At 59.9% G+C, this 23974-nt stretch carries 21 protein-coding genes; all 21 read left to right on the top strand.

What is annotated here, in order from left to right; all coding sequences use genetic code 11:
- Positions 1–166: 166 nt before the first annotated feature.
- A complete protein-coding gene (locus tag BLU25_RS22865; protein WP_016780208.1) occupies positions 167–613 on the top strand; it encodes an NUDIX hydrolase in 447 nt (148 codons plus the stop codon).
- A gap of 59 nt (positions 614–672) precedes the next feature.
- Complete coding sequence (mnmA, locus tag BLU25_RS22860) at positions 673–1806, top strand: tRNA 2-thiouridine(34) synthase MnmA (protein ID WP_016780207.1); 1134 nt, start codon at positions 673–675, stop codon at positions 1804–1806.
- Entirely contained in the window at positions 1803–2426 is a 624-nt protein-coding gene (gene hflD, locus BLU25_RS22855; protein ID WP_016780206.1) for a high frequency lysogenization protein HflD, read from the top strand. The genes mnmA and hflD overlap by 4 nt, the downstream gene beginning before the upstream one ends.
- Positions 2427–2553: 127 nt before the next feature.
- Complete coding sequence (gene purB, locus BLU25_RS22850; protein ID WP_016780205.1) at positions 2554–3924, top strand: adenylosuccinate lyase; 1371 nt, start codon at positions 2554–2556, stop codon at positions 3922–3924.
- A gap of 83 nt (positions 3925–4007) precedes the next feature.
- On the top strand, positions 4008–5174 hold the full coding sequence (locus BLU25_RS22845) for a ribosomal protein uL16 3-hydroxylase (RefSeq protein ID WP_016780204.1): 1167 nt from the start codon (positions 4008–4010) through the stop codon (positions 5172–5174).
- Entirely contained in the window at positions 5167–5589 is a 423-nt protein-coding gene (locus tag BLU25_RS22840) for a GNAT family N-acetyltransferase (protein WP_016780203.1), read from the top strand. The genes BLU25_RS22845 and BLU25_RS22840 overlap by 8 nt, the downstream gene beginning before the upstream one ends.
- 213 nt (positions 5590–5802) lie before the next feature.
- Positions 5803–6546 (top strand): secretin N-terminal domain-containing protein, encoded by a 744-nt coding sequence (locus BLU25_RS22835; protein WP_029611326.1) that lies wholly within the window; start codon positions 5803–5805, stop codon positions 6544–6546.
- 242 nt (positions 6547–6788) lie between these two features.
- Positions 6789–8114, top strand: coding sequence for an isocitrate lyase (gene aceA, locus BLU25_RS22830; RefSeq protein WP_016780201.1), 1326 nt, complete (start codon positions 6789–6791; stop codon positions 8112–8114).
- 629 nt (positions 8115–8743) lie between these two features.
- Positions 8744–9157 (top strand): NADH-quinone oxidoreductase subunit A, encoded by a 414-nt coding sequence (locus BLU25_RS22825; protein WP_003446990.1) that lies wholly within the window; start codon positions 8744–8746, stop codon positions 9155–9157.
- 10 nt (positions 9158–9167) lie between these two features.
- Positions 9168–9842, top strand: a complete 675-nt coding sequence (locus BLU25_RS22820) for a NuoB/complex I 20 kDa subunit family protein (protein ID WP_016780200.1) — start codon at positions 9168–9170, stop codon at positions 9840–9842.
- A 74-nt stretch (positions 9843–9916) separates the two neighbouring features.
- Entirely contained in the window at positions 9917–11701 is a 1785-nt protein-coding gene (gene nuoC, locus BLU25_RS22815; protein ID WP_016780199.1) for an NADH-quinone oxidoreductase subunit C/D, read from the top strand.
- 2 nt (positions 11702–11703) lie between these two features.
- Positions 11704–12201 carry an NADH-quinone oxidoreductase subunit NuoE gene (gene nuoE / locus BLU25_RS22810; RefSeq protein ID WP_016780198.1) on the top strand — a complete coding sequence of 166 codons (498 nt, stop codon included), beginning with the start codon at positions 11704–11706 and terminating at the stop codon, positions 12199–12201.
- Positions 12198–13553: an NADH-quinone oxidoreductase subunit NuoF gene (nuoF, locus tag BLU25_RS22805; protein WP_016780197.1), complete on the top strand. Its 1356-nt coding sequence runs from the start codon at positions 12198–12200 to the stop codon at positions 13551–13553. Before nuoE ends, nuoF begins: the two co-directional genes overlap by 4 nt.
- Positions 13554–13685: 132 nt before the next feature.
- On the top strand, positions 13686–16400 hold the full coding sequence (gene nuoG / locus BLU25_RS22800) for an NADH-quinone oxidoreductase subunit NuoG (RefSeq protein ID WP_016780196.1): 2715 nt from the start codon (positions 13686–13688) through the stop codon (positions 16398–16400).
- On the top strand, positions 16397–17404 hold the full coding sequence (gene nuoH / locus BLU25_RS22795) for an NADH-quinone oxidoreductase subunit NuoH (RefSeq protein WP_016780195.1): 1008 nt from the start codon (positions 16397–16399) through the stop codon (positions 17402–17404). The genes nuoG and nuoH overlap by 4 nt, the downstream gene beginning before the upstream one ends.
- 12 nt (positions 17405–17416) lie before the next feature.
- Positions 17417–17965 carry an NADH-quinone oxidoreductase subunit NuoI gene (gene nuoI, locus BLU25_RS22790; RefSeq protein ID WP_016780194.1) on the top strand — a complete coding sequence of 183 codons (549 nt, stop codon included), beginning with the start codon at positions 17417–17419 and terminating at the stop codon, positions 17963–17965.
- A 9-nt stretch (positions 17966–17974) separates the two neighbouring features.
- Positions 17975–18478, top strand: a complete 504-nt coding sequence (nuoJ, locus tag BLU25_RS22785) for an NADH-quinone oxidoreductase subunit J (RefSeq protein WP_016780193.1) — start codon at positions 17975–17977, stop codon at positions 18476–18478.
- A 1-nt stretch (position 18479) separates the two neighbouring features.
- Entirely contained in the window at positions 18480–18788 is a 309-nt protein-coding gene (gene nuoK / locus BLU25_RS22780) for an NADH-quinone oxidoreductase subunit NuoK (protein ID WP_019412103.1), read from the top strand.
- On the top strand, positions 18785–20638 hold the full coding sequence (gene nuoL / locus BLU25_RS22775; protein WP_016780191.1) for an NADH-quinone oxidoreductase subunit L: 1854 nt from the start codon (positions 18785–18787) through the stop codon (positions 20636–20638). The genes nuoK and nuoL overlap by 4 nt, the downstream gene beginning before the upstream one ends.
- A 38-nt stretch (positions 20639–20676) precedes the next feature.
- Entirely contained in the window at positions 20677–22209 is a 1533-nt protein-coding gene (gene nuoM / locus BLU25_RS22770) for an NADH-quinone oxidoreductase subunit M (RefSeq protein ID WP_016780190.1), read from the top strand.
- A gap of 7 nt (positions 22210–22216) precedes the next feature.
- Positions 22217–23686, top strand: coding sequence for an NADH-quinone oxidoreductase subunit NuoN (nuoN, locus tag BLU25_RS22765; RefSeq protein ID WP_083369846.1), 1470 nt, complete (start codon positions 22217–22219; stop codon positions 23684–23686).
- Positions 23687–23974: the final 288 nt, after the last annotated feature.

Below are 23974 nucleotides of genomic sequence, written 5' to 3'. Positions count from 1 at the left end.
GCCCACGACGCCGGGGTTTGTGTTTTTACGGCCCACACAAACCCTGTGGGAGCGGGCTTGCCCGCGATAGCATCACCGCGTAAAAATCACATCCCGAAGCGCCTGCTTCGCGAGCAAGCCCGCTCCCACAGGGGTATGCACCTACCCATAAACCGAGACCCACCCCATGGAATGGAAACCCCATATCACCGTCGCCACTGTCGTTGAAGACAACGGCCGCTTCCTGATGGTCGAAGAACTCAAGCGCGAGCGCGCCGTGCTCAATCAGCCCGCCGGGCATCTCGACCCCGACGAAAGCCTGATCGACGCCGCGATCCGCGAAACCCTCGAAGAAACCGGTTACGACGTCGAACTGACCGGCGTGATCGGCATTTACCTCTACACCGCCCCCAGCAACGGCGTGACCTACCAGCGCATCTGCTTTGCCGGCAAGGCCGTCAAGCACCACCCCGACTACAAGCTCGACACCGGCATTATCGGCCCGCTGTGGCTGACCCGCGACGAGCTGCTGGCGCAACGCGATCGCTGGCGCAGCGAGCTGACCCTGCAGTGCATCGACGATTATCTGGGCGGCAAACTGTTCGACCTGACGTTAATCCGCCCTTCGGTTTAGCCTTGAGCGCTCGGGCCTGCTAGAATCGCGTCCTTTTTCAAGACACTCATTGAATCCTTATGCGTGATCCAGCCCTAGTCGCCCCCGAAAAACAGCGCGTCATCGTCGGCATGTCCGGCGGTGTCGACTCTTCCGTTTCCGCCGTTCTGCTTATGGAGCAGGGCTACCAGGTGGAAGGCCTGTTCATGAAGAACTGGGAGGAAGACGACGGAACGGATTACTGCACCGCCATGGATGACCTGGCAGACGCCCAGGCCGTGTGCGACAAAATCGGCATCAAGCTGCACACCGCCAACTTTGCCGCCGAGTACTGGGACAACGTGTTCGAGCACTTCCTGGCCGAGTACAAGGCCGGCCGCACGCCCAACCCGGACATCCTGTGCAACCGCGAAATCAAGTTCAAGGCCTTCCTGGACTACGCCCTGATGCTCGGCGCCGACCTGATCGCTACCGGCCACTATGTGCGCCGTCGCGACATTGACGGCCGCACCGAGCTGCTCAAGGGCCTGGACCCGAACAAGGACCAGAGCTACTTCCTGCACGCCGTCGGTGGCGAACAGATCGCCCGCACCCTGTTCCCGGTCGGCGAGCTGGAAAAACCGGAAGTGCGCCGCATCGCCGAAAAGCACGATCTGGCCACCGCGAAGAAAAAAGACTCCACGGGGATCTGCTTTATCGGCGAACGCCGTTTCAGCGATTTCCTCAAGCAATACCTGCCGGCACAGCCGGGCGAGATCAAGACCACCGAAGGTGAAGTGATCGGCCGCCACCACGGCCTGATGTACCACACCATCGGCCAGCGCCAGGGCCTGGGCATTGGCGGCCTCAAGGACGCCAGCGACGAACCGTGGTACGTGCTGGTCAAGGACCTGGAGCACAACGAGCTGATCGTCGGCCAGGGCAACGACCATCCGTGGCTGTTCTCCGGCGCCCTGCTCGCCTCCGAGATCTACTGGGTCAACCCGATCGACCTGAGCACCCCGTTGCGCCTGACGGCCAAGGTTCGCTATCGCCAGAGCGACCAGCCCTGCACCCTGGAAAAAACCGCAAGCGGCTACCGCGCCACCTTCGATGACCCGCAACGCGCAGTAACACCCGGCCAGTCCGTGGTGTTTTACGACGGCGAAGTCTGCCTGGGCGGCGGCGTGATCGAAGTGGCCGAGCCCTGGTCGAGCAAGGGCAAGCGCCCATGAACCCGACTCAGGAGCAACTGGTAGCCCTGGGCGGCGTATTTCTGGCCGCCGTGCTGGTGGACAAGATCGCCAAGACCGGCCAGGTCAGCGAGGCTGACCTGAGCTGCATGCTCGGCAGCCTGCTGGTGCGTGACCCCAAGGACACCCTGGAAGTGTTTGGCGGTGACGACATCAACCTGCGCGAAGGCTACCGCGCCCTGATCGGCGCCCTTGAGCGCGACCCCAATACCCTGCAGCGCGAGCCCTTGCGTTACGCGTTGTCGATGCTCGGCCTTGAGCGCCAACTGGCCAAGCGCGATGACATGCTGGAGCTGATCGGCAAACGCCTGCCGCAGATCCAGTCCCAGGTCGAGCACTTCGGCCCGGCCCACGAAAACGTGGTGGCTGCCTGCGGCGCGCTGTACCAGGACACCCTGAGCACCTTGCGCCAGCGCATTCAGGTCCACGGCGACATGCGCAACCTGCAACAACCGAACAACGCGTCGAAAATTCGCGCCCTGCTGCTGGCCGGCATCCGCTGCGCACGGCTGTGGCGCCAATTGGGCGGGCATCGCTGGCAGCTGGTCATCAGCCGGCGCAAGCTGCTCAAAGAGCTTTATCCGATGCTGCGCGGCAACTGAAGCCCGCTGGCAGGCACAGATTTCAACATCGATTCGCGTGTGACGCCGGTCACTTGGCAACGGACCGGCCGTTTTTTCATGTATGATACGCGCCCCATTTCGTTGCCCGACTGTCCGAGAACACCCCATGAAGCTTTCTTCGCTCACTGCGGTTTCCCCTGTTGACGGCCGCTACGCCGGCAAAACCCAGGCCCTGCGCCCAATTTTCAGCGAATACGGCTTGATCCGTGCTCGCGTCCTGGTTGAAGTTCGCTGGCTCCAGCGCCTGGCTGCTCACGCTGCCATCCCTGAAGTCCCGGCCTTCTCCGCCGAAGCCAACGCCGTTCTGAACGAACTGGCGGAAAACTTCTCTCTGGAGCACGCCGAGCGTGTCAAAGAGATCGAGCGCACCACCAACCACGACGTCAAAGCCATTGAGTACCTGCTCAAGGAACAGGCCGCCAAGCTGCCTGAACTGGCCAACGTCAGTGAGTTCATCCACTTTGCCTGCACCAGCGAGGACATCAACAACCTGTCCCACGCCCTGATGCTGCGCGAAGGCCGCGATGACGTGATGCTGCCGCTGATGCGTCAAACCGCAGAAGCCATCCGCGAGCTGGCGATCAAGTTCGCCGACGTACCAATGCTGTCGCGCACCCACGGTCAACCGGCCTCGCCGACCACCCTGGGCAAAGAGCTGGCCAACGTGGTTTACCGCCTTGAGCGTCAAATCGCTCAGGTTGCAGCCGTACCGCTGCTGGGCAAGATCAACGGCGCCGTGGGCAACTACAACGCCCACCTGTCGGCCTACCCACAGATCGACTGGGAAGAAAACGCCCGCGCCTTTATCGAAGACGAACTGGGCCTGGGCTTCAACCCGTACACCACCCAGATCGAGCCGCACGACTACATCGCCGAGCTGTTCGACGCCATCGCGCGCTTCAACACCATCCTGATCGACTTCGATCGCGATATCTGGGGCTACATCTCCCTGGGCTACTTCAAGCAGCGCACCATTGCCGGCGAAATCGGTTCCTCGACCATGCCGCACAAGGTCAACCCGATCGACTTCGAAAACTCCGAAGGCAACCTGGGTATCGCCAACGCGCTGTTCCAGCACCTGGCCAGCAAATTGCCAATCTCCCGCTGGCAGCGCGACCTGACCGACTCCACCGTACTGCGTAACCTCGGCGTGGGCTTTGCTCACAGCGTGATCGCGTACGAAGCCAGCCTCAAGGGCATCAGCAAGCTTGAACTGAATGCGCAGAAAATCGCTGCCGACCTGGACGCTTGCTGGGAAGTCCTGGCCGAGCCGATTCAGACCGTGATGCGCCGCTACAACATCGAAAACCCGTACGAGAAGCTCAAAGAGCTGACCCGCGGCAAGGGCATCAGCCCTGAAGCACTGCAAACTTTCATCGACGGCCTTGAAATGCCGGAAGCGGCCAAAGCCGAGCTGAAGCTGCTGACCCCTGCCAACTACATTGGCAACGCGGTCGAGCAAGCCAAGCGTATCTGATCGCTGCAACGACCTATTAACGCCCGGCCGTGCCGGGCGTTTTTATTCCCGATTACAAAGTGCATTTTTTCAATAGGTTACACATGAATCCTGATATTCCTCTTCAACTTCTGGGCGGCATCACGGCGCGCGAGTTCATGCGCGACTACTGGCAGAAGAAACCACTACTGGTGCGTCAGGCCATTCCTGACTTCGAAAGCCCGATCGACGCTGACGAGCTGGCCGGTCTGGCACTTGAAGAAGAAGTCGAATCGCGCCTGATCATCGAGCACGGCGAGCGTCCGTGGGAACTGCGCCGCGGCCCGTTCGCCGAAGACGAGTTCGGCAAACTGCCAGAGCGCGAGTGGACCCTGCTGGTACAGGCCGTTGATCAGTTCGTGCCGGAAGTCAACGAGCTGCTGGAAAACTTCCGTTTCCTGCCGAGCTGGCGCATCGACGACGTAATGATCAGCTACGCCGCCCCGGGTGGCAGCGTTGGCCCGCACTTCGACAACTACGACGTGTTCCTGCTGCAGGGTCACGGCAAGCGTCACTGGCAGATCGGCCAGATGTGCGACTCCGACAGCAAGCTGCTGGAGCACGCCGACCTGCGCATCCTCGCTGACTTCCAGGCCACCGACGAGTGGACCCTTGAGCCCGGCGACATGCTCTACCTGCCACCGCGCCTGGCCCACTGCGGCGTGGCCGTGGACGACTGCCTGACCTACTCGGTGGGCTTCCGTGCGCCGAGCGCCGCTGAAGTGCTGACCCACTTCACCGACTTCCTCAGCCAGTACCTGCCGGACGAAGACCGCTACACCGACGCCGACGCGCAGCCGGTCAGCGACCCGCACCAGATCCAGCACGACGCCCTGGGCCGCCTGAAAAGCCTGTTGACCGAGCACATGAGCGACGAGCGCATGCTGCTGACCTGGTTTGGCCAGTTCATGACCGAGCCACGTTATCCGGAACTCGTGGTCGGCCCTGAACTCGAAGAAGAAGACCTGCTGGGCAGCCTGGAACAGGGCGCGATCCTGATCCGCAACCCGAGCGCCCGCCTGGCCTGGTCCGAAGTCGATGACGACCTGCTGCTGTTCGCCAGCGGCCAGAGCCGCCTGCTGCCAGGCAAGCTGCGCGAACTGCTGAAAATGATCTGTGCCGCCGACGCGTTGCACAGCGACAACCTCGGCACATGGTTGGCCGATGAAGATGGACGCAACCTGCTCTGCGAGCTGGTTAAACAAGGAAGCCTGGGGTTCGCTGATGAATAGCATTCACGTACGTGTCGCCGACTGGCAAAAGGACAACGCCGAACTTCGACGCATTCGTGAGGCGGTGTTTATTGCCGAACAATCTGTACCTCCAGAACTGGAGTGGGATGCAGACGATGCCGATGCCGTGCATTTTCTGGCCTATGAAGGCGACTTTCCGATTGGTACCGCCCGGCTGCTGCCGGACGGTCATATCGGCCGCGTGTCGGTCCTCAAGGACTGGCGCGGGCTAAAAGTCGGCGACGCGCTGATGCAAGCCACCCTCCTTGAAGCCGAGAAACGCGGCCTCAAGCAGCAGATGCTTAGCGCGCAAGTGCATGCCACACCGTTCTACGAGCGCCTGGGTTTCAAGATCGTCAGCGAAGAATTCCTCGAAGCAGGGATTCCTCACGTTGATATGGTGCGGGTGAGCTAACCCCTCACCCACCCATGTGGGAGCGGGCTTGCTCGCGATGCAGGCAGCGCGGTATGGCTGCAAAAACCGTGTCGCCATTATCGCGAGCAAGCCCGCTCCCACAACAAGCCCACATGCAATCCACATAACGCCCTGCCATCCCCGGATCGCAGGGCGTTTTGCTATCTGGCACACTCACACCAAGCCCCTTCAAGCATTGCGGAGATAATGGACATGTCCCTACGCCCCTTCATCGCCGGGCTGTTGCTGATCGCAAGTTTCAGTGCGATCGCCGACACCCGGGTCATCACCCTGCAAAACCGTACCAGCGCCGATCTGCTGCCCATTGCACAGAACTTTATCGGTAAAAACGGCAAAGTCAGCGCCTACGGCAATCAACTGATCGTCGAGGCAGCCCCCTCGAAAATCCAGAATCTCGAAGATCTGCTGGCCCAACTCGACACACCCGCCCGACGCCTGCTGATCACGGTCGACACCCGTGACGACAACCTGGCCAATAATGACCCGAACACCCGGGTTATCAGCACCGCCAGCCGCGATGGCGGCACCCAGCAAATCCAGACCAGCGAAGGCACCCCGGCCTTTATCCAGACCGGCCAGAGCGTGCCGCTGACCAGCACCCAGACCGACGCCTACGGCCGACTGCTGACCCAGACCGATTACCGCAACGTCACCCGGGGTTTCTACGTCACCGCCAGCGTCACAGGTGAAACGGTACACCTGGTGATCAGCACCGCACGCGACCGCATGAGCCAGGAACAACCAGATGTAGTGAATATCCAAAGTAGCGACACACAGGTCAGCGGGCCGCTGGGACAATGGATCACCCTGGCCGGTATCAACGGTCGCAACCAGGTCGACAACCCGGCGCAAACCCGCAGCTACTCTACGCAAAGCCGGGATGACGTGACGGTGCGGGTCAAAGTCGACGTACTCGACCAAAAGGGCCAAAACTGACTGACAAGTCGTTTTTCGCAAATTATGTAGTGTTATAAAAAAAGCACTACAAAACATTTGACGCCTCAAAAATGCAAGGGCATGATGGCCCCGCTCCCGCTGATCAGAGGCCCCGCAAAGGCCCTGGGGCCTTTACCGCCTGTAGCGAGCAGCCATTCACGCACTTACTTCAAACAACATTGTTGTGTGCCTGGTGGAGCAACCACTTTTCAACCCAGACCTATGCGACGAGGTTTATCACCATGGCACTGACACGCGAACAGCAAATTGCAGCCCTTGAGAAAGACTGGGCCGAAAACCCACGCTGGAAAGGCGTGACTCGCGATTACTCCGCTGCTGACGTGGTCCGCCTGCGCGGCTCGGTACAACCCGAGCACACCTTTGCAAAAATGGGTGCCGACAAGCTGTGGAAACTGGTGACACAGGGCGCACACCCGTCCTTCCGTCCTGAGAAAGATTTCGTCAACTGCATGGGCGCCCTGACCGGGGGCCAAGCGGTACAACAGGTTAAGGCCGGTATCCAGGCTATCTACCTGTCGGGTTGGCAAGTGGCGGCAGACAACAACTCTGCCGAATCCATGTACCCGGATCAGTCGCTGTACCCAGTGGACTCCGTTCCAACCGTGGTCAAGCGCATCAACAACTCGTTCCGCCGCGCCGACCAGATCCAGTGGAAAGCCGGTAAAAACCCAGGTGACCAAGGTTATATCGACTACTTCGCACCAATCGTGGCAGACGCCGAAGCCGGTTTCGGCGGCGTACTCAACGCCTACGAGCTGATGAAAAGCATGATCGAGGCAGGCGCCGCGGGCGTTCACTTCGAAGACCAGCTGGCTTCGGTGAAAAAATGCGGTCACATGGGCGGCAAGGTATTGGTACCGACCCAGGAAGCCGTACAAAAGCTGACCGCTGCCCGTCTGGCGGCTGACGTTGCCGGTACGCCGACCATTATCCTGGCCCGCACCGATGCCAACGCGGCTGACCTGCTGACTTCTGACTGCGATCCGTACGACCAGCCGTTCGTGACCGGCGAGCGCACCAAGGAAGGCTTCTACAAAGTCCGTGCCGGCCTCGATCAAGCCATCGCCCGTGGCCTGGCCTACGCCCCTTATGCCGACCTGATCTGGTGCGAAACCGCCAAGCCGGACCTGGCTGAAGCGCGCCGCTTTGCCGAAGCGATCAAGAAGGAATACCCGGACCAACTGCTGTCCTACAACTGCTCGCCTTCCTTCAACTGGAAGAAGAACCTGGACGACGCGACCATCGCCAAGTTCCAGCGCGAACTGTCGGCAATGGGCTACAAGCACCAGTTCATCACCCTGGCCGGCATCCACAACATGTGGCACAGCATGTTCAACCTGGCGCACGACTACGCCCGCAACGACATGACCGCCTACGTGAAACTGCAAGAACAGGAATTTGCTGACGCCAGCAAGGGCTACACCTTTGTGGCGCACCAGCAGGAAGTGGGCACTGGCTACTTCGACGACATGACCACCGTAATCCAGGGTGGCTCGTCTTCGGTGACCGCGCTGACCGGTTCGACTGAAGAAGAACAGTTCCACTGATGATGGAACCCCGGCCATTGCCCAGCCCGTAAAGAACAAAGGCAATGCCTTGAACGTGACGCCCCGACTGGTTCGGGGCGTTTTTTTGCGCAACGACTTGCCCTCTGTGGGAGCGGGCTTGCTCGCGATGCTGGCAACCCGGCACTACAGACATGGCGCGCTGATGCCATCGCGAGCAAGCCCGCTCCCACAGAAAGGCATCCCACGGCCCTGCCCATCCGACAAAACACTGACCCAGATCCATGCTTCGATCGCCAGACCGGGTTAAAAAGCCAAGTTCCAAACTTGCTAACAGCGCTTATATAAGCCAAGTTCTGGAGGCCTGCGACATAGCGACACAACAAACAACCACTCAAACGATATTAATTATCATTACGAGTTGCTTTTGTTGAATACATGAGCCCCGAAAAACAAACACCGAAAAACGCTGTAACGCCCACAGTACAAGGCCTGCATAGATATTGATGGAGGTTCTACAACTAAAGGACTGAATTAATTCATCTTAGAAAATTTACTTGCTGGGTGTTTAGCCATAAAATCCCGGCAATCAATAGCACTGCGACATAACGTCACTGCTTTATTACCTTTTCTAGCTCAGAGACCTTTGCTCTCTGTTAAGGATTTCCAGCATGCCCGAAGCGACAGGACTCATAGCCCACAACTGGGGCTTTGCCATTTTCCTTCTCGGCGTTGTCGGCCTCTGTGCCTTCATGCTCGGTGTCTCCAGCCTTCTCGGGTCAAAAGCCTGGGGACGCAGCAAAAACGAACCGTTCGAGTCCGGCATGCTACCTACCGGTGGCGCCCGCTTGCGGCTCTCAGCCAAATTCTATCTGGTCGCGATGCTGTTCGTGATCTTCGATATCGAAGCCCTCTTTCTCTTTGCATGGTCTGTGTCTGTTCGCGAAAGCGGCTGGACCGGATTCGTCGAAGCTCTCGTTTTCATAGCAATTCTGTTGGCAGGCCTTGTCTACCTATTTCGGGTGGGTGCTCTTGATTGGGCACCGGAAGCTCGTCGTAAGCGGCAGGCCAAGCTGAAACAATGAGGCTTTGGCAATGCAATACGAACTCACCAGGATCGACCCGGATGCTCCTAACGAGCAATACCCGATCGGCACACGGGAAACCGTTGCCGATCCGTTAGAAGATCAAGTCCACAAAAACATCTTCATGGGCAAGCTCGAAGACGTGCTGAACGGCACGGTCAACTGGGGGCGTAAAAACTCCCTGTGGCCGTACAACTTCGGCCTGTCGTGCTGCTACGTGGAAATGACCACCGCCTTCACGGCGCCCCACGACATCGCGCGCTTCGGCGCCGAAGTGATCCGGGCATCGCCGCGTCAGGCGGATTTCATGGTTATTGCCGGTACCTGCTTCATCAAGATGGCGCCGATCATTCAGCGCCTCTATGAGCAAATGCTTGAACCGAAATGGGTCATCTCCATGGGTTCTTGCGCCAACTCCGGTGGCATGTACGACATCTACTCCGTGGTTCAAGGGGTCGACAAGTTCCTGCCCGTGGACGTTTACGTGCCAGGCTGCCCACCCCGCCCGGAGGCTTTCCTGCAAGGCTTGATGCTCTTGCAAGAGTCGATTGGCCAGGAGCGTCGCCCACTTTCCTGGGTCGTTGGCGAACAAGGCGTGTATCGCGCCGAGATGCCATCGCAAAAGGAACAGCGCCGCGAACAGCGTATTCAGGTAACCAACCTGCGCAGCCCCGACGAAGTCTGATCCAGCGCCGTTTCTAATCAATAGAACGAATCACTGGCTTCATTCTTTACGTTGACCGAAAGCGATAAAAAACCATGACTGCAGGCTCCGCTCTGTACATCCCGCCTTACAAGGCTGACGACCAAGATGTGGTTGTCGAACTCAACACCCGTTTTGGCCCCGAGGCGTTCACCGCCCAGGCCACGCGCACCGGCATGCCGGTGCTTTGGGTTACCCGCGCAAAACTGGTCGAAGTACTGACCTTCCTGCGCAACCTGCCAAAACCCTACGTCATGCTCTATGACCTGCACGGTGTGGACGAACGTCTGCGCACCAAGCGTCAGGGCTTGCCATCGGGTGCAGACTTCACCGTCTTCTATCACCTGATGTCGCTGGAACGTAACAGCGACGTGATGATCAAGGTGGCCCTGTCCGAAAAAGACCTGAGCGTCCCTACCGTGACCGGTATCTGGCCGAACGCCAACTGGTACGAGCGCGAAGTCTGGGACATGTTCGGCATCGACTTCAAAGGTCACCCGCACCTGTCGCGCATCATGATGCCGCCGACCTGGGAAGGTCACCCGCTGCGCAAGGACTTCCCGGCCCGCGCCACCGAGTTCGACCCGTACAGCCTGACCCTGGCCAAGGTGCAGCTGGAAGAGGAAGCCGCACGTTTCCGTCCTGAAGACTGGGGCATGAAGCGTTCCGGCGAAAACGAGGACTACATGTTCCTCAACCTGGGTCCGAACCACCCTTCGGCCCACGGTGCCTTCCGCATCATCCTGCAGCTGGACGGTGAAGAGATCGTCGACTGCGTGCCTGACGTCGGCTACCACCACCGTGGTGCCGAAAAAATGGCTGAGCGCCAGTCCTGGCACAGCTTCATCCCGTACACCGACCGTATCGATTACCTCGGCGGCGTGATGAACAACCTGCCGTATGTGCTTTCGGTCGAGAAACTCGCCGGGATCAAGGTACCGGACCGCGTCGACACCATCCGCATCATGATGGCCGAGTTCTTCCGTATCACCAGCCACCTGCTGTTCCTGGGTACTTACATCCAGGACGTGGGCGCCATGACCCCGGTGTTCTTCACCTTCACCGACCGTCAGCGCGCTTACAAAGTGATCGAGGCCATTACCGGTTTCCGTCTGCACCCGGCCTGGTACCGCATCGGTGGCGTTGCCCACGACCTGCCAAACGGCTGGGATCGTCTGGTCAAGGAATTCATCGACTGGATGCCCAAGCGTCTGGACGAGTACCAGAAAGCCGCTCTGGACAACAGCATCCTGCGTGGTCGTACCATCGGCGTTGCCGCCTACAACACCAAAGAGGCCCTGGAATGGGGCGTCACCGGTGCCGGCCTGCGTTCCACCGGTTGCGACTTCGATATCCGTAAAGCGCGCCCGTACTCCGGCTACGAGAACTTCGAATTCGAAGTCCCGCTGGCGGCCAACGGCGACGCCTACGATCGTTGCATCGTGCGCGTCGAAGAAATGCGCCAGAGCCTGAAAATCATCGAGCAGTGCATGCGCAACATGCCGGCCGGCCCGTACAAGGCGGATCACCCGCTGACCACGCCGCCGCCTAAAGAACGCACGTTGCAGCATATCGAGACCTTGATCACGCACTTCCTGCAAGTTTCGTGGGGCCCGGTGATGCCGGCCAACGAATCCTTCCAGATGATCGAAGCGACCAAGGGCATCAACAGTTATTACCTGACGAGCGATGGCGGCACCATGAGCTACCGCACCCGGATTCGTACCCCAAGCTTCCCGCACCTGCAGCAGATCCCTTCGGTGATCAAAGGCGAAATGGTCGCGGACTTGATTGCGTACCTGGGTAGTATCGATTTCGTTATGGCCGACGTGGACCGCTAAGCATGAACAGCACGCTTATCCAGACAGACCGTTTCGCCCTGAGCGAAACCGAGCGCTCGGCCATCGAGCACGAGATGCATCACTACGAAGATCCACGCGCAGCGTCGATCGAAGCCCTGAAGATCGTTCAGAAGGAACGCGGCTGGGTGCCGGACGGCGCGATTTACGCCATCGGCGAACTGCTCGGCATCCCTGCCAGCGACGTTGAAGGCGTGGCCACGTTCTACAGCCAGATCTTCCGCCAGCCCGTTGGCCGCCACATCATTCGCGTGTGCGACAGCATGGTCTGCTACATCGGTGGCCACGAGTCCGTGGTCGGCGAAATCCAGAACAAGCTGGGCATCGGCCTCGGCCAGACCACTGCAGACGGCCGCTTCACGCTGCTGCCGGTGTGCTGCCTGGGTAACTGCGACAAGGCGCCGGCGTTGATGATCGACGACGACACATTCGGTGACGTGCAGCCTGCTGGCGTCGCCACGTTGTTGGAGGCCTACCCATGAGCCTGACTTCTTTCGGCCCTGCCAACCTGATCAAGCGTTCGGCAGAAACCCACCCCCTGACCTGGCGTCTGCGTGAGGACGGCGAGCCGGTATGGCTCGACGAGTACCAGGCCAAGGACGGCTACGCCGCCGCACGCAAGGCCTTCGCCGACATGGCCCAGGACGATATCGTCCAGACCGTGAAAGACGCCGGCCTCAAGGGTCGTGGCGGTGCCGGCTTCCCGACGGGCGTGAAGTGGGGGCTGATGCCCAAAGACGAATCCATGAACATCCGTTACCTGCTGTGTAACGCCGATGAAATGGAGCCCAACACCTGGAAAGACCGCATGCTGATGGAGCAACTGCCCCATCTGCTGATCGAAGGCATGCTGATCAGTGCCCGCGCGCTGAAAACCTACCGTGGCTATATCTTCCTGCGTGGCGAATACACCACTGCGGCCGTACACCTGCGCCGCGCCGTGGAAGAAGCCAAGGCCGCCGGCCTGCTGGGCAAGAACATCCTCGGTTCGGGCTTTGACTTCGAGCTGTTCGTGCACACCGGTGCCGGGCGTTATATCTGCGGTGAAGAAACCGCACTGATCAACTCCCTCGAAGGCCGTCGCGCCAACCCGCGCTCCAAGCCGCCGTTCCCGGCCGCTGTGGGCGTATGGGGCAAGCCGACCTGCGTGAACAACGTCGAAACCTTGTGCAACGTACCGGCCATCATCGGCAACGGCGTTGACTGGTACAAATCCCTCGCCCGCGAAGGCAGCGAAGACCACGGCACCAAGCTGATGGGCTTCTCCGGCAAAGTGAAGAACCCTGGCCTGTGGGAACTGCCATTCGGCGTGACCGCCCGCGAGCTGTTCGAAGACTACGCCGGCGGCATGCGCGATGGCTTCAAGCTCAAGTGCTGGCAGCCAGGCGGCGCCGGTACCGGCTTCCTGTTGCCCGAGCACCTGGACGCACAAATGTACGCCGGTGGCATCGCCAAGGTCGGCACCCGTATGGGTACTGGCCTGGCAATGGCCGTGGACGACAGCGTCAACATGGTCTCGTTGCTGCGCAACATGGAACAGTTCTTTGCCCGTGAGTCGTGCGGTTTCTGCACCCCTTGCCGTGATGGTCTGCCGTGGAGCGTCAAGCTCCTGATGGCGATCGAGCACGGCGAAGGTCAGCCCGGCGATATCGAGACCCTGCTGGGTCTGGTCGGTTTCCTCGGCCCTGGCAAGACGTTCTGTGCTCACGCACCGGGTGCCGTGGAGCCATTGGGCAGCGCGATCAAGTACTTCCGTCCAGAGTTCGAAGCCGGTATTGCCCAGGCAAAACCCGGTGTACCGCCTCTGGCACGCCCGATTGTAATCGGCGCGTAACGCTCTGAATGAAGGGGGTCCGTGCCCCCTTCTGATCGTTCGATAACGCCGTAAGGCTGGGTTGCTTCGAACGCATAACAAGATTCCATTAGCCACGCCCGCTGACACCGGGCCAACGAAGACCTTTGAACCATGGCCACTATCCACGTAGACGGCAAAGATCTCGAAGTCGATGGGGCAGACAACCTGTTACAGGCATGTCTGTCGCTGGGCCTCGATATCCCGTATTTCTGCTGGCACCCTGCCCTGGGCAGTGTTGGCGCTTGCCGCCAATGCGCCGTCAAGCAGTACACCGACGAGAACGACAAGCGTGGTCGTATCGTCATGTCATGCATGACCCCGGCCACCGACGGTAGCTGGATTTCCATCGACGACGAAGAAGCGAAAGTGTTTCGCGCCAGCGTCGTTGAATGGCTGATGACCAACCACCCGCACGACTGCCCTGTGTGCGAAGAAGGCGGTCACTGCCATCTGCAAGACATGACCGTGATGACCGGCCACAACGAGCGCCGTTATCGCTTCACCAAGCGTACCCACCAGAACCAGCAACTGGGCCCGTTCATTTCCCACGAGATGAACCGCTGCATCGCTTGCTACCGCTGCGTGCGCTTCTATAAAGACTACGCGGGCGGCACTGACCTCGGTGTGTTCGGCGCCCACGACAACGTGTACTTCGGTCGCGTTGAAGATGGCGTGCTCGAAAGCGAGTTCTCGGGCAACCTCACCGAAGTCTGCCCGACCGGCGTGTTTACCGACAAAACCCACTCCGAGCGCTACAACCGCAAGTGGGACATGCAATTCGCGCCAAGCATCTGCCACGGTTGCTCCAGCGGCTGCAATATCAGCCCGGGCGAGCGTTATGGCGAGTTGCGTCGTATCGAAAACCGCTTCAACGGTTCGGTCAACCAGTACTTCCTGTGTGACCGTGGCCGTTTCGGCTATGGCTACGTCAACCGCACCGACCGTCCACGTCAGCCTTTGCTGGCCGACGGCACCAAGCTGAGCCTGGACAACGCGCTGGATAAAGCCGCTGACCTGCTGCGCGGCCGCAACATCGTCGGTATCGGTTCGCCCCGCGCCAGCCTCGAAAGCAACTATGCGTTGCGCGAACTGGTGGGTGCCGAGCACTTCTACTCGGGTATCGAAGCCGGTGAACTGGAACGCATCCGCCTGGTGCTGCAAGTTCTCAAGGACAGCCCGCTGCCCGTGCCGAACATGCGCGAGATCGAAGATCACGACGCCGTGTTTGTGCTCGGTGAAGACCTGACCCAGACCGCCGCCCGTATGGCGCTGTCCGTGCGTCAATCGACCAAGGGCAAGGCCGAGGAAATGGCCGACGCCATGCGCGTTCAGCCGTGGCTCGACGCCGCAGTGAAAAACATCGGTCAGCACGCGCTGAACCCGCTGTTTATCGCGACCCTGGCTGAAACCAAGCTCGACGACGTGGCTGAAGAATGCGTACACGCTGCGCCGGATGACCTGGCCCGTATCGGTTTCGCCGTGGCTCACGCCATCGACGCCAGCGCCCCTGCCGTTGCCGGCCTGGACGCTGAAGCACTGGAGCTGGCCAAGCGCATCGCCGACGCCCTGCTCGCGGCCAAACGTCCATTGATCATTGCTGGTACTTCCCTGGGCTCCAAGGCCCTGATCGAAGCCGCAGGCAACATCGCCAAAGCCCTGCACCTGCGTGAAAAAGCCGGTTCCATAAGCCTCGTCGTGCCGGAAGCCAACAGCCTCGGCCTGGCCATGCTCGGCGGCGAATCGGTAGACGCAGCCCTGCAAGCGGTGATCGACGGTAAAGCCGACGCCATCGTGGTATTGGAAAACGACCTGTTCACCCGGGTTGACGCGGTCAAGGTCAATGCTGCACTGGATGCTGCCAAAGTGGTCATCGTTGCCGACCACCAGAAGACTGCGACCACCGACCGTGCCGATCTGGTACTGCCGGCAGCCAGCTTCGCTGAAGGCGACGGTACCTTGGTCAGCCAGGAAGGCCGCGCCCAGCGCTTCTTCCAGGTGTTCGACCCGACTTATCTGGACGCCAGCATCCTGGTCCACGAAGGCTGGCGCTGGTTGCATGCACTGCGCAGCACCCTGCTGAACAAGCCGGTTGACTGGACCCTGCTCGACCACGTCACGCAAGCCACTGCTGCCAGCACCCCGGCACTGGCCCGCATCGTTGATGCCGCGCCGTCTGCTGCGTTCCGCATCAAGGGCATGAAGCTGGCCCGCGAACCGCTGCGTTACAGCGGCCGTACTGCCATGCGAGCCAACATCAGCGTGCACGAACCTCGTACCCCGCAAGATCCGGACACCGCGTTCGCCTTCTCCATGGAAGGTTACTCGGGCTCCGTCGAACCGCGCCAGCAAGTGCCGTTCGCCTGGTCGCCGGGCTGGAACTCGCCACAAGCGTGGAACAAGTTCCAGGACGAAGTGGGTGGTCATATCCGCGCTGGCGACCCGGGCACCCGCCTGATCGAAAGCACTGGTGATTCGCTGAGCTGGTTCGCCAACATCCCGGGCGCATTCAACCCGGCTCGCGGCACCTGGCAAGTCGTGCCGTTCTTCCACCTGCTGGGCAGCGAAGAGAACTCTTCGAAAGCCGCGCCGGTTCAAGAACGCATTCCAGCCGCCTATATCGCCCTGGCCAAGTCTGAAGCCGACCGCCTGGGGGTCAACGATGGCGCCCTGCTCAGCCTCAACGTTGCCGGTGTGACCCTGCGTCTGCCACTGCGTATCAATGAAGAGCTGGGTGCAGGTCTGGTGGCACTGCCAGCAGGCCTGGCCGGTATCCCGCCAGCGATCTTTGGCCTTACCGTTGACGGTTTGCAGGAGGCAGCCCAATGACCTGGTTTACGCCTGAAGTGATCGACGTGATTATCTCGGTGGTCAAAGCCGTGGTAATCCTGCTCGCCGTAGTGGTTTGCGGCGCGCTGCTGAGCTGGGTGGAACGTCGCCTGCTGGCCCTGTGGCAGGACCGTTACGGTCCGAACCGCGTGGGCCCGTTCGGTGCGTTCCAGATCGCCGCCGACATGATCAAGATGTTCTTCAAGGAAGACTGGACCCCACCGTTTGCCGACAAGGCGATTTTCACCCTGGCGCCGGTTGTGGCCATGAGTGCCTTGCTGATCGCCTTTGCGATTATCCCGATCACCCCGACCTGGGGCGTGGCGGATCTGAACGTCGGTATCCTGTTCTTCTTCGCCATGGCCGGTCTGTCGGTCTATGCGGTGCTGTTCGCAGGCTGGTCGAGCAACAACAAGTTCGCCCTGCTGGGTGCCTTGCGAGCTTCGGCGCAGACCGTGTCCTACGAAGTGTTCATGGGCCTGGCGCTGATGGGCATCGTGGTGCAGGTTGGCTCGTTCAACATGCGCGACATCGTTGAATATCAAGCGCAGAACCTGTGGTTCATCATCCCGCAGATCTTCGGTTTCCTGACCTTCTTTATCGCTGGCGTGGCCGTGACTCACCGTCACCCCTTCGACCAGCCAGAAGCGGAACAGGAACTGGCCGATGGTTACCACATTGAATACGCCGGCATGAAATGGGGCATGTTCTTCGTCGGTGAGTACATCGGGATCGTGTTGATCTCGGCGTTGCTGGTGACTTTGTTCTTCGGTGGCTGGCACGGACCTTTCGGTCTGCTGCCACAGATTCCGTTTATCTGGTTCGCCCTGAAGACCGCGTTTTTCATCATGATCTTCATCCTGCTGCGCGCCTCCATTCCGCGCCCACGGTATGACCAAGTGATGGACTTCAGCTGGAAGTTCTGCCTGCCGCTGACCCTGATCAATCTGCTGGTGACCGCCGCAGTCGTGTTGTTGAACACGCCTGCCGGCGCGGTTCAGTGAGGATAGAGACCCATGTTCAAGTATCTGTTTGACATCGTGCATGGCACCTACACCCAGCTTCGCAGCTTGGTGATGGTGTTTGGCCATGCCTTCCGCAAGCGTGACACGCTGCAGTACCCGGAAGAACCGGTGTACCTGCCGCCGCGCTACCGTGGCCGGATTGTCCTGACCCGTGACCCGGACGGCGAAGAGCGTTGTGTAGCCTGTAACCTGTGCGCCGTGGCGTGCCCGGTAGGCTGCATCTCGCTGCAAAAAGCCGAAACCGAAGATGGCCGTTGGTACCCGGAGTTCTTCCGCATCAACTTCTCACGCTGCATTTTTTGCGGCCTGTGTGAGGAAGCCTGCCCGACCACCGCGATCCAGCTGACACCGGATTTCGAGATGGCCGAGTTCAAACGTCAGGATCTGGTGTACGAGAAAGAAGATCTGCTGATCTCCGGTCCCGGTAAGAACCCTGATTACAACTTCTATCGTGTTGCGGGTATGGCCGTTGAAGGCAAGCCGAAAGGTGCTGCCCAGAACGAAGCCGAGCCGATCAACGTGAAGAGCTTGCTGCCTTAAGGAAGAACGATGGAATTCGCTTTCTATTTCGCATCGGGTGTCGCTGTCGTGTCCACGCTACGCGTGATCACCAACACCAACCCTGTGCACGCCCTGCTCTACCTGATTATTTCGCTGATTGCCGTGGCGATGACGTTCTTTAGCCTGGGCGCACCCTTTGCCGGTGTGCTCGAAGTGATCGCCTACGCCGGTGCCATCATGGTGCTGTTTGTGTTCGTGGTGATGATGCTCAACCAGGGGCCCGCCTCGGTGACGCAAGAACGCCACTGGCTCAAGCCGGGCATCTGGATCGGGCCGAGCATTCTGTCCGCCATCCTGTTGGCCGAACTGTTGTACGTGCTGTTCGCTCACCCGAGCGGTGCGCCAATCGGTCAAACCACCATCGATGCAAAAGCCGTGGGCATCAGCCTGTTCGGCCCGTATCTGCTGGTGGTCGAACTCGCCTCGATGCTGCTGCTTGCTGCAGCTGTGACGGCGTTCCACTTGGGCCGTACTGAGGCGAAGGAGCAATAACATGCCAGGAATACCTCTCGAACATGGTTTGGCCGTTGCCGGCATCCTGTTCTGCCTCGGTCTGGTTGGCCTGATGGTACGTCGCAACATTCTCTTCGTATTGATGAGTCTGGAAATCATGATGAACGCCGCGGCACTGGCTTTCATCGTTGCCGGTGCACGCTGGGCGCAGCCGGATGGACAAGTGATGTTCATCCTGGTGATCACCCTGGCAGCCGCCGAGGCCAGTATTGGCCTGGCGATCCTGCTGCAGCTGTATCGCCGCTTCCATACGCTTGATATCGATGCTGCCAGTGAGATGCGCGGATGAACCTTCTCTTTCTGACTTTCGTATTCCCCCTGATCGGCTTTTTGCTGCTGTCGTTCTCCCGTGGACGCTTCAGCGAGAACCTCTCGGCGCTGATCGGCGTCGGCTCCATCGGCCTGTCGGCCATTGTGGCCGCGTTTGTGATCTGGCAATTCAATGTCGCACCGCCACCGGGTGGCGAGTACACGCAAGTACTGTGGCAGTGGATCTCGGTAGAAGGCTTCAAGCCCAACTTCGCCCTGCACCTGGACGGCCTGTCGGTCACCATGCTCGGCGTGGTGGTCGGCGTGGGCTTTCTGATCCACGTCTTCGCCTCGTGGTACATGCGCGGTGAAGACGGCTACTCGCGTTTCTTTGCCTACACCAACCTGTTTATCGCCAGCATGCTGTTCCTGATCCTGGCCGATAACCTGCTGTTCGTGTACTTCGGCTGGGAAGGCGTGGGCCTGTGCTCGTACCTGTTAATCGGTTTCTACTACAGCAACCGCAACAACGGCAATGCGGCACTCAAGGCCTTTATCGTGACCCGCGTCGGCGACGTGTTCCTGGCCATCGGCCTGTTTATCCTGTTCCAGCAACTGGGCACGCTGAACATCAAGGAACTGCTGGTACTGGCACCGCAGAAGTTCCAAGCCGGTGATTTCTGGATCGTGCTGGCAACCCTGATGCTGCTGGGTGGTGCTGTCGGTAAATCCGCACAACTGCCGCTGCAAACCTGGTTGGCAGACGCGATGGCCGGCCCTACTCCGGTTTCGGCACTGATCCACGCCGCAACCATGGTAACCGCCGGTGTGTACCTGATTGCCCGTACCCACGGCCTGTTCACCCTGGCTCCTGAAGTGCTGCACCTGGTGGGCATCGTCGGCGGTGTGACCCTGGTCCTGGCCGGTTTTGCTGCACTGGTACAAACCGACATCAAGCGTATCCTTGCCTACTCGACCATGAGCCAGATCGGCTACATGTTCCTGGCATTGGGCGTGGGTGCCTGGGACGGCGCGATTTTCCACCTGATGACCCACGCGTTCTTCAAGGCCCTGCTGTTCCTTGCATCCGGTGCGGTAATCGTTGCCTGCCATCACGAGCAGAACATCTTCAAGATGGGCGGCCTGTGGAAAAAACTGCCACTGGCCTACGCCAGCTTTATCGTCGGTGGCGCGGCGCTGTCCGCCTTGCCATTGCTGACGGCCGGTTTCTACTCCAAGGACGAAATCCTCTGGGAAGCCTTCGCCAGCGGTAACAACGAACTGTTGTACGCCGGCCTTGTGGGCGCGTTCATGACCTCGCTGTACACCTTCCGCCTGATCTTCGTCACGTTCCACGGTGAAGCCAAGACTGAAGCGCATGCGGGCCACGGCGTAACCTACTGGCTGCCATTGAGCGTGCTGATCGTACTGTCGACCTTTATCGGCGCCATGATCACCCCGCCACTGGCCGGTGTACTGCCACAAAGCGTTGGCCATGCTGGCGGTGAAGCCAAGCACAGCCTGGAAATCGCCTCGGGTGCCATCGCCCTGGCCGGTATCCTGCTCGCTGCCCTGCTGTACCTGGGCAAGCGTCGCTTTGTAACTGCAGTTGCCAACAGCGGCATCGGTCGCTTCCTGTCGGCCTGGTGGTTCGCTGCCTGGGGCTTCGACTGGCTGTACGACAAACTGTTCGTCAAACCGTACCTGTTGATCTGCCGCCTGCTGGCCAAAGATCCTCTGGACCAGACCATTGGTTTGATCCCGAAGATGGCCAAGGCCGGGCATAACGCCCTGAGCCGCAGCGAAACCGGTCAACTGCGTTGGTACGCTGCATCCATGGCCGCCGGTGCTGTACTGGTCATGGGCGCCATCGTGTTGGTAGCGGTCTGATATGAACCTTCGACTTTGCGAAAGGAATTGAGCCCGTCATGATTCTGCCTTGGCTAATCCTGATCCCCTTTATCGGCGGCCTCCTGTGCTGGCTGGGTGAGCGTTTCGGCTCCACCCTGCCCCGCTGGATTGCATTGCTGACCATGTCCCTTGAGCTTGCCCTCGGCCTATGGCTGTGGTCCCAGGGGAACTACTCGTTTGCACCGGCACCTGGCGCCGATCCGACCTGGGCCCTTGAGTTCCAGCACACCTGGATCGCCCGCTTCGGTATCAGCGTGCACCTGGCGCTGGACGGCCTGTCGCTGCTGATGATCCTGCTCACCGGCTTGCTCGGTGTGCTGTCGGTGCTGTGTTCCTGGAAAGAAATCCAGCGTCACGTGGGCTTCTTCCACCTGAACCTGATGTGGATCCTGGGCGGTGTGGTTGGCGTGTTCCTCGCCATCGACCTGTTCATGTTCTTCTTCTTCTGGGAAATGATGCTGGTGCCGATGTACTTCCTCATCGCGCTCTGGGGTCATAGCTCGTCGGACGGCAAGAAAACCCGTATCTACGCCGCGACCAAGTTCTTCATCTTCACTCAGGCTTCCGGCCTGATCATGCTGGTGGCGATCCTGGGTCTGGTGCTGGTCAACTTCAACAACACCGGCGTGATTACCTTCAGCTACGCCGAGTTGCTGAAAACCAAGATGTCGCTCACTACTGAGTACATCCTGATGCTGGGCTTCTTCATTGCCTTCGCCGTGAAGCTGCCGGTCGTACCGTTCCACTCCTGGCTGCCGGACGCTCACGCCCAGGCACCGACTGCGGGTTCTGTTGACCTGGCCGGTATCCTGTTGAAGACCGCTGCGTATGGTCTGCTGCGTTTTGCCTTGCCGCTGTTCCCGAATGCCTCGGCCGAGTTTGCGCCGATCGCCATGACCCTGGGTCTGATCGGGATTTTCTACGGTGCTTTCCTGGCTTTCGCACAAACCGATATCAAGCGTCTGATCGCGTTCTCCAGCGTTTCCCATATGGGCTTCGTGCTGATCGGTATCTATTCCGGCAGCCAACTGGCCCTGCAAGGCGCCGTTATCCAGATGCTGGCCCACGGTGTTTCGGCCGCCGCGCTGTTTATCCTCAGCGGCCAACTGTACGAGCGCCTGCATACCCGTGACATGCGTGAGATGGGTGGCTTGTGGTCGAAGATCGCCTACCTGCCGGCCATCAGCCTGTTCTTCGCGGCAGCGTCGCTGGGCTTGCCGGGCACCGGCAACTTTGTCGGCGAATTCCTGATCCTGATTGGCTCGTTCGCCAGCTTCCCCTGGATCACGGCGATTGCCACAACCGGTCTGGTGTTTGGTTCGGTCTACTCGCTGATCATGATTCACCGTGCCTACTTCGGCCCGTCCAAGTCCGACGCGGTACTGGCCGGCATGGATGCACGTGAACTGATCATGGTGCTCGGTCTGGCGGTACTGCTGGTGTTTATCGGCGTGTACCCGCAACCGTTCCTCGATACCTCCGCTGCGACCATGCATGGCGTGCAGCAATGGCTCGGCACCGCCTTCACTCAACTCGCTTCGGCCCGGTAAGAGCGCTATGGAATTCACGATCCAACACTTTATCGCGCTTGCTCCACTGCTGATTACCAGCCTCACCGTTGTTGTGGTGATGCTGGCAATCGCGTGGCGCCGCAACCATTCACAGACCTTCCTGCTTTCGGTGGCAGGTCTTAACCTGGCCCTGTTGTCGATCTTCCCGGCGTTGAAAGTTGTTCCACTGGCTGTCACCCCGCTGTTGATGATGGACAACTTTGCCTATCTGTATATCGGCCTGATCCTGGTCGCGACCCTGGCGTGCGTCACCTTGGCTCACGCCTACCTGGGTGAAGGTGGCACGGGCTACCCGGGCAACCGTGAAGAGCTGTACCTGCTGATGCTGCTGGCTGCGACCGGCGGTATCGTACTGGTCAGCGCGCAACACCTGGCCGGTTTGTTTATCGGTCTGGAGCTGCTTTCGGTACCGGTCTACGGCCTGGTGGCCTATGCCTTCTTCAACAAGCGTTCGCTGGAAGCCGGCATCAAGTACATGGTGCTGTCGGCTGCCGGTTCTGCGTTCCTGTTGTTCGGTATGGCCTTGCTGTACGCCGAAGCCGGCAGCCTGAGCTTCAGCGGTATCGGTCACGCCCTGGCGGCTACTGGCGCACCTAGCGCCATTGCCCAGCTGGGCCTGGGCATGATGCTGGTGGGCCTGGCCTTTAAACTGTCGCTGGTGCCCTTCCACCTCTGGACCCCAGACGTGTACGAAGGTGCCCCGGCGCCGGTGGCCGCGTTCCTGGCTACCGCGTCGAAAGTGGCCGTGTTTGCGGTGATGGTGCGTCTGTTCCAGATCACCCCGTCGGCAACTACCGGTGTGATGAGCGATGTACTGACCGTGATCGCGATTGCCTCGATCCTGTTCGGTAACTTGCTGGCACTGACCCAGAACAACCTCAAGCGTCTGCTGGGTTACTCGTCCATCGCCCACTTCGGCTACCTGCTGATCGCCCTGGTGGCGAGCAAGGGCATGGCCATGGAAGCCATCGGCGTGTACCTGATCACCTATGTGCTGACCAGCCTGGGTGCCTTCGGTGTGATCACGTTGATGTCCTCGCCATACAAGGGCCGTGACGCTGACGCACTGTACGAGTACCGCGGCCTGTTCTGGCGTCGTCCGTACCTGACTGCGGTGATGACCGTGATGATGCTGTCGCTGGCGGGCATCCCGCTGACGGCCGGCTTTATCGGCAAGTTCTACATCATCGCCACGGGCGTTGAAGCTCACCAATGGTGGCTGGTGGGCTCCCTGATCCTGGGTAGCGCCATTGGCGTGTTCTACTACCTGCGTGTGATGGTGACCCTGTACCTGGTCGAGCCGAAGCTGCATCGCCACGATGCGCCGCTGAACTGGGAACAGAAAGCGGGTGGCGTGATGCTGCTGGCGGTCTCGGTACTGGTGTTCTTCCTGGGTGTATACCCGCAGCCGATGCTGCAACTGGTGCAACAGGCAACGCTGGGGCTGATTGGCTAAGCGTTAGCGGCTGTACCCGAAACCCCGTGGAGGCCTGGCCTTTGCGGGGTTTTTTGTTGCACCACAAATCATGTTAGAGCAGTAAATAGTCAGGATTTCTGTGCGACGCTAAACCTGTGGGAGCGGGCTTGCCCGCGATGCAGGCGACACGGTGTTACGGTAAGTAAACGTCGCAAAACAACTGACCCACAGCGTACATATCCAGCATTCGCGTCGCTTGATTAATCGCGTGGCAGCAGCAAAAGCAAAACTTTTAAACAACACCAATCCGTTGTGGGAGCGGGCTTG

The sequence above is a fragment of the Pseudomonas fragi genome (assembly GCF_900105835.1).
Taxonomy (GTDB): Bacteria; Pseudomonadota; Gammaproteobacteria; order Pseudomonadales; family Pseudomonadaceae; genus Aquipseudomonas; species Aquipseudomonas fragi.
This window is presented reverse-complemented; position numbering and strand designations above follow the sequence as displayed.

Bases quoted from the DNA above. Each gene is read 5' to 3' on its own strand.
- nuoK (WP_019412103.1), top strand. From the start codon at position 18,480: ATGCCAGGAATACCTCTCGAACATGGTTTGGCCGTTGCCGGCATCCTG.
- aceA (WP_016780201.1), top strand. From the start codon at position 6,789: ATGGCACTGACACGCGAACAGCAAATTGCAGCCCTTGAGAAAGACTGG.
- nuoH (WP_016780195.1), top strand. From the start codon at position 16,397: ATGACCTGGTTTACGCCTGAAGTGATCGACGTGATTATCTCGGTGGTC.
- BLU25_RS22835 (WP_029611326.1), top strand. From the start codon at position 5,803: ATGTCCCTACGCCCCTTCATCGCCGGGCTGTTGCTGATCGCAAGTTTC.
- nuoF (WP_016780197.1), top strand. From the start codon at position 12,198: ATGAGCCTGACTTCTTTCGGCCCTGCCAACCTGATCAAGCGTTCGGCA.
- BLU25_RS22845 (WP_016780204.1), top strand. From the start codon at position 4,008: ATGAATCCTGATATTCCTCTTCAACTTCTGGGCGGCATCACGGCGCGC.
- BLU25_RS22840 (WP_016780203.1), top strand. From the start codon at position 5,167: ATGAATAGCATTCACGTACGTGTCGCCGACTGGCAAAAGGACAACGCC.
- nuoN (WP_083369846.1), top strand. From the start codon at position 22,217: ATGGAATTCACGATCCAACACTTTATCGCGCTTGCTCCACTGCTGATT.
- hflD (WP_016780206.1), top strand. From the start codon at position 1,803: ATGAACCCGACTCAGGAGCAACTGGTAGCCCTGGGCGGCGTATTTCTG.
- BLU25_RS22820 (WP_016780200.1), top strand. From the start codon at position 9,168: ATGCAATACGAACTCACCAGGATCGACCCGGATGCTCCTAACGAGCAA.
- nuoI (WP_016780194.1), top strand. From the start codon at position 17,417: ATGTTCAAGTATCTGTTTGACATCGTGCATGGCACCTACACCCAGCTT.
- BLU25_RS22865 (WP_016780208.1), top strand. From the start codon at position 167: ATGGAATGGAAACCCCATATCACCGTCGCCACTGTCGTTGAAGACAAC.
- nuoG (WP_016780196.1), top strand. From the start codon at position 13,686: ATGGCCACTATCCACGTAGACGGCAAAGATCTCGAAGTCGATGGGGCA.
- nuoC (WP_016780199.1), top strand. From the start codon at position 9,917: ATGACTGCAGGCTCCGCTCTGTACATCCCGCCTTACAAGGCTGACGAC.
- mnmA (WP_016780207.1), top strand. From the start codon at position 673: ATGCGTGATCCAGCCCTAGTCGCCCCCGAAAAACAGCGCGTCATCGTC.
- nuoJ (WP_016780193.1), top strand. From the start codon at position 17,975: ATGGAATTCGCTTTCTATTTCGCATCGGGTGTCGCTGTCGTGTCCACG.
- nuoM (WP_016780190.1), top strand. From the start codon at position 20,677: ATGATTCTGCCTTGGCTAATCCTGATCCCCTTTATCGGCGGCCTCCTG.
- BLU25_RS22825 (WP_003446990.1), top strand. From the start codon at position 8,744: ATGCCCGAAGCGACAGGACTCATAGCCCACAACTGGGGCTTTGCCATT.
- nuoE (WP_016780198.1), top strand. From the start codon at position 11,704: ATGAACAGCACGCTTATCCAGACAGACCGTTTCGCCCTGAGCGAAACC.
- purB (WP_016780205.1), top strand. From the start codon at position 2,554: ATGAAGCTTTCTTCGCTCACTGCGGTTTCCCCTGTTGACGGCCGCTAC.
- nuoL (WP_016780191.1), top strand. From the start codon at position 18,785: ATGAACCTTCTCTTTCTGACTTTCGTATTCCCCCTGATCGGCTTTTTG.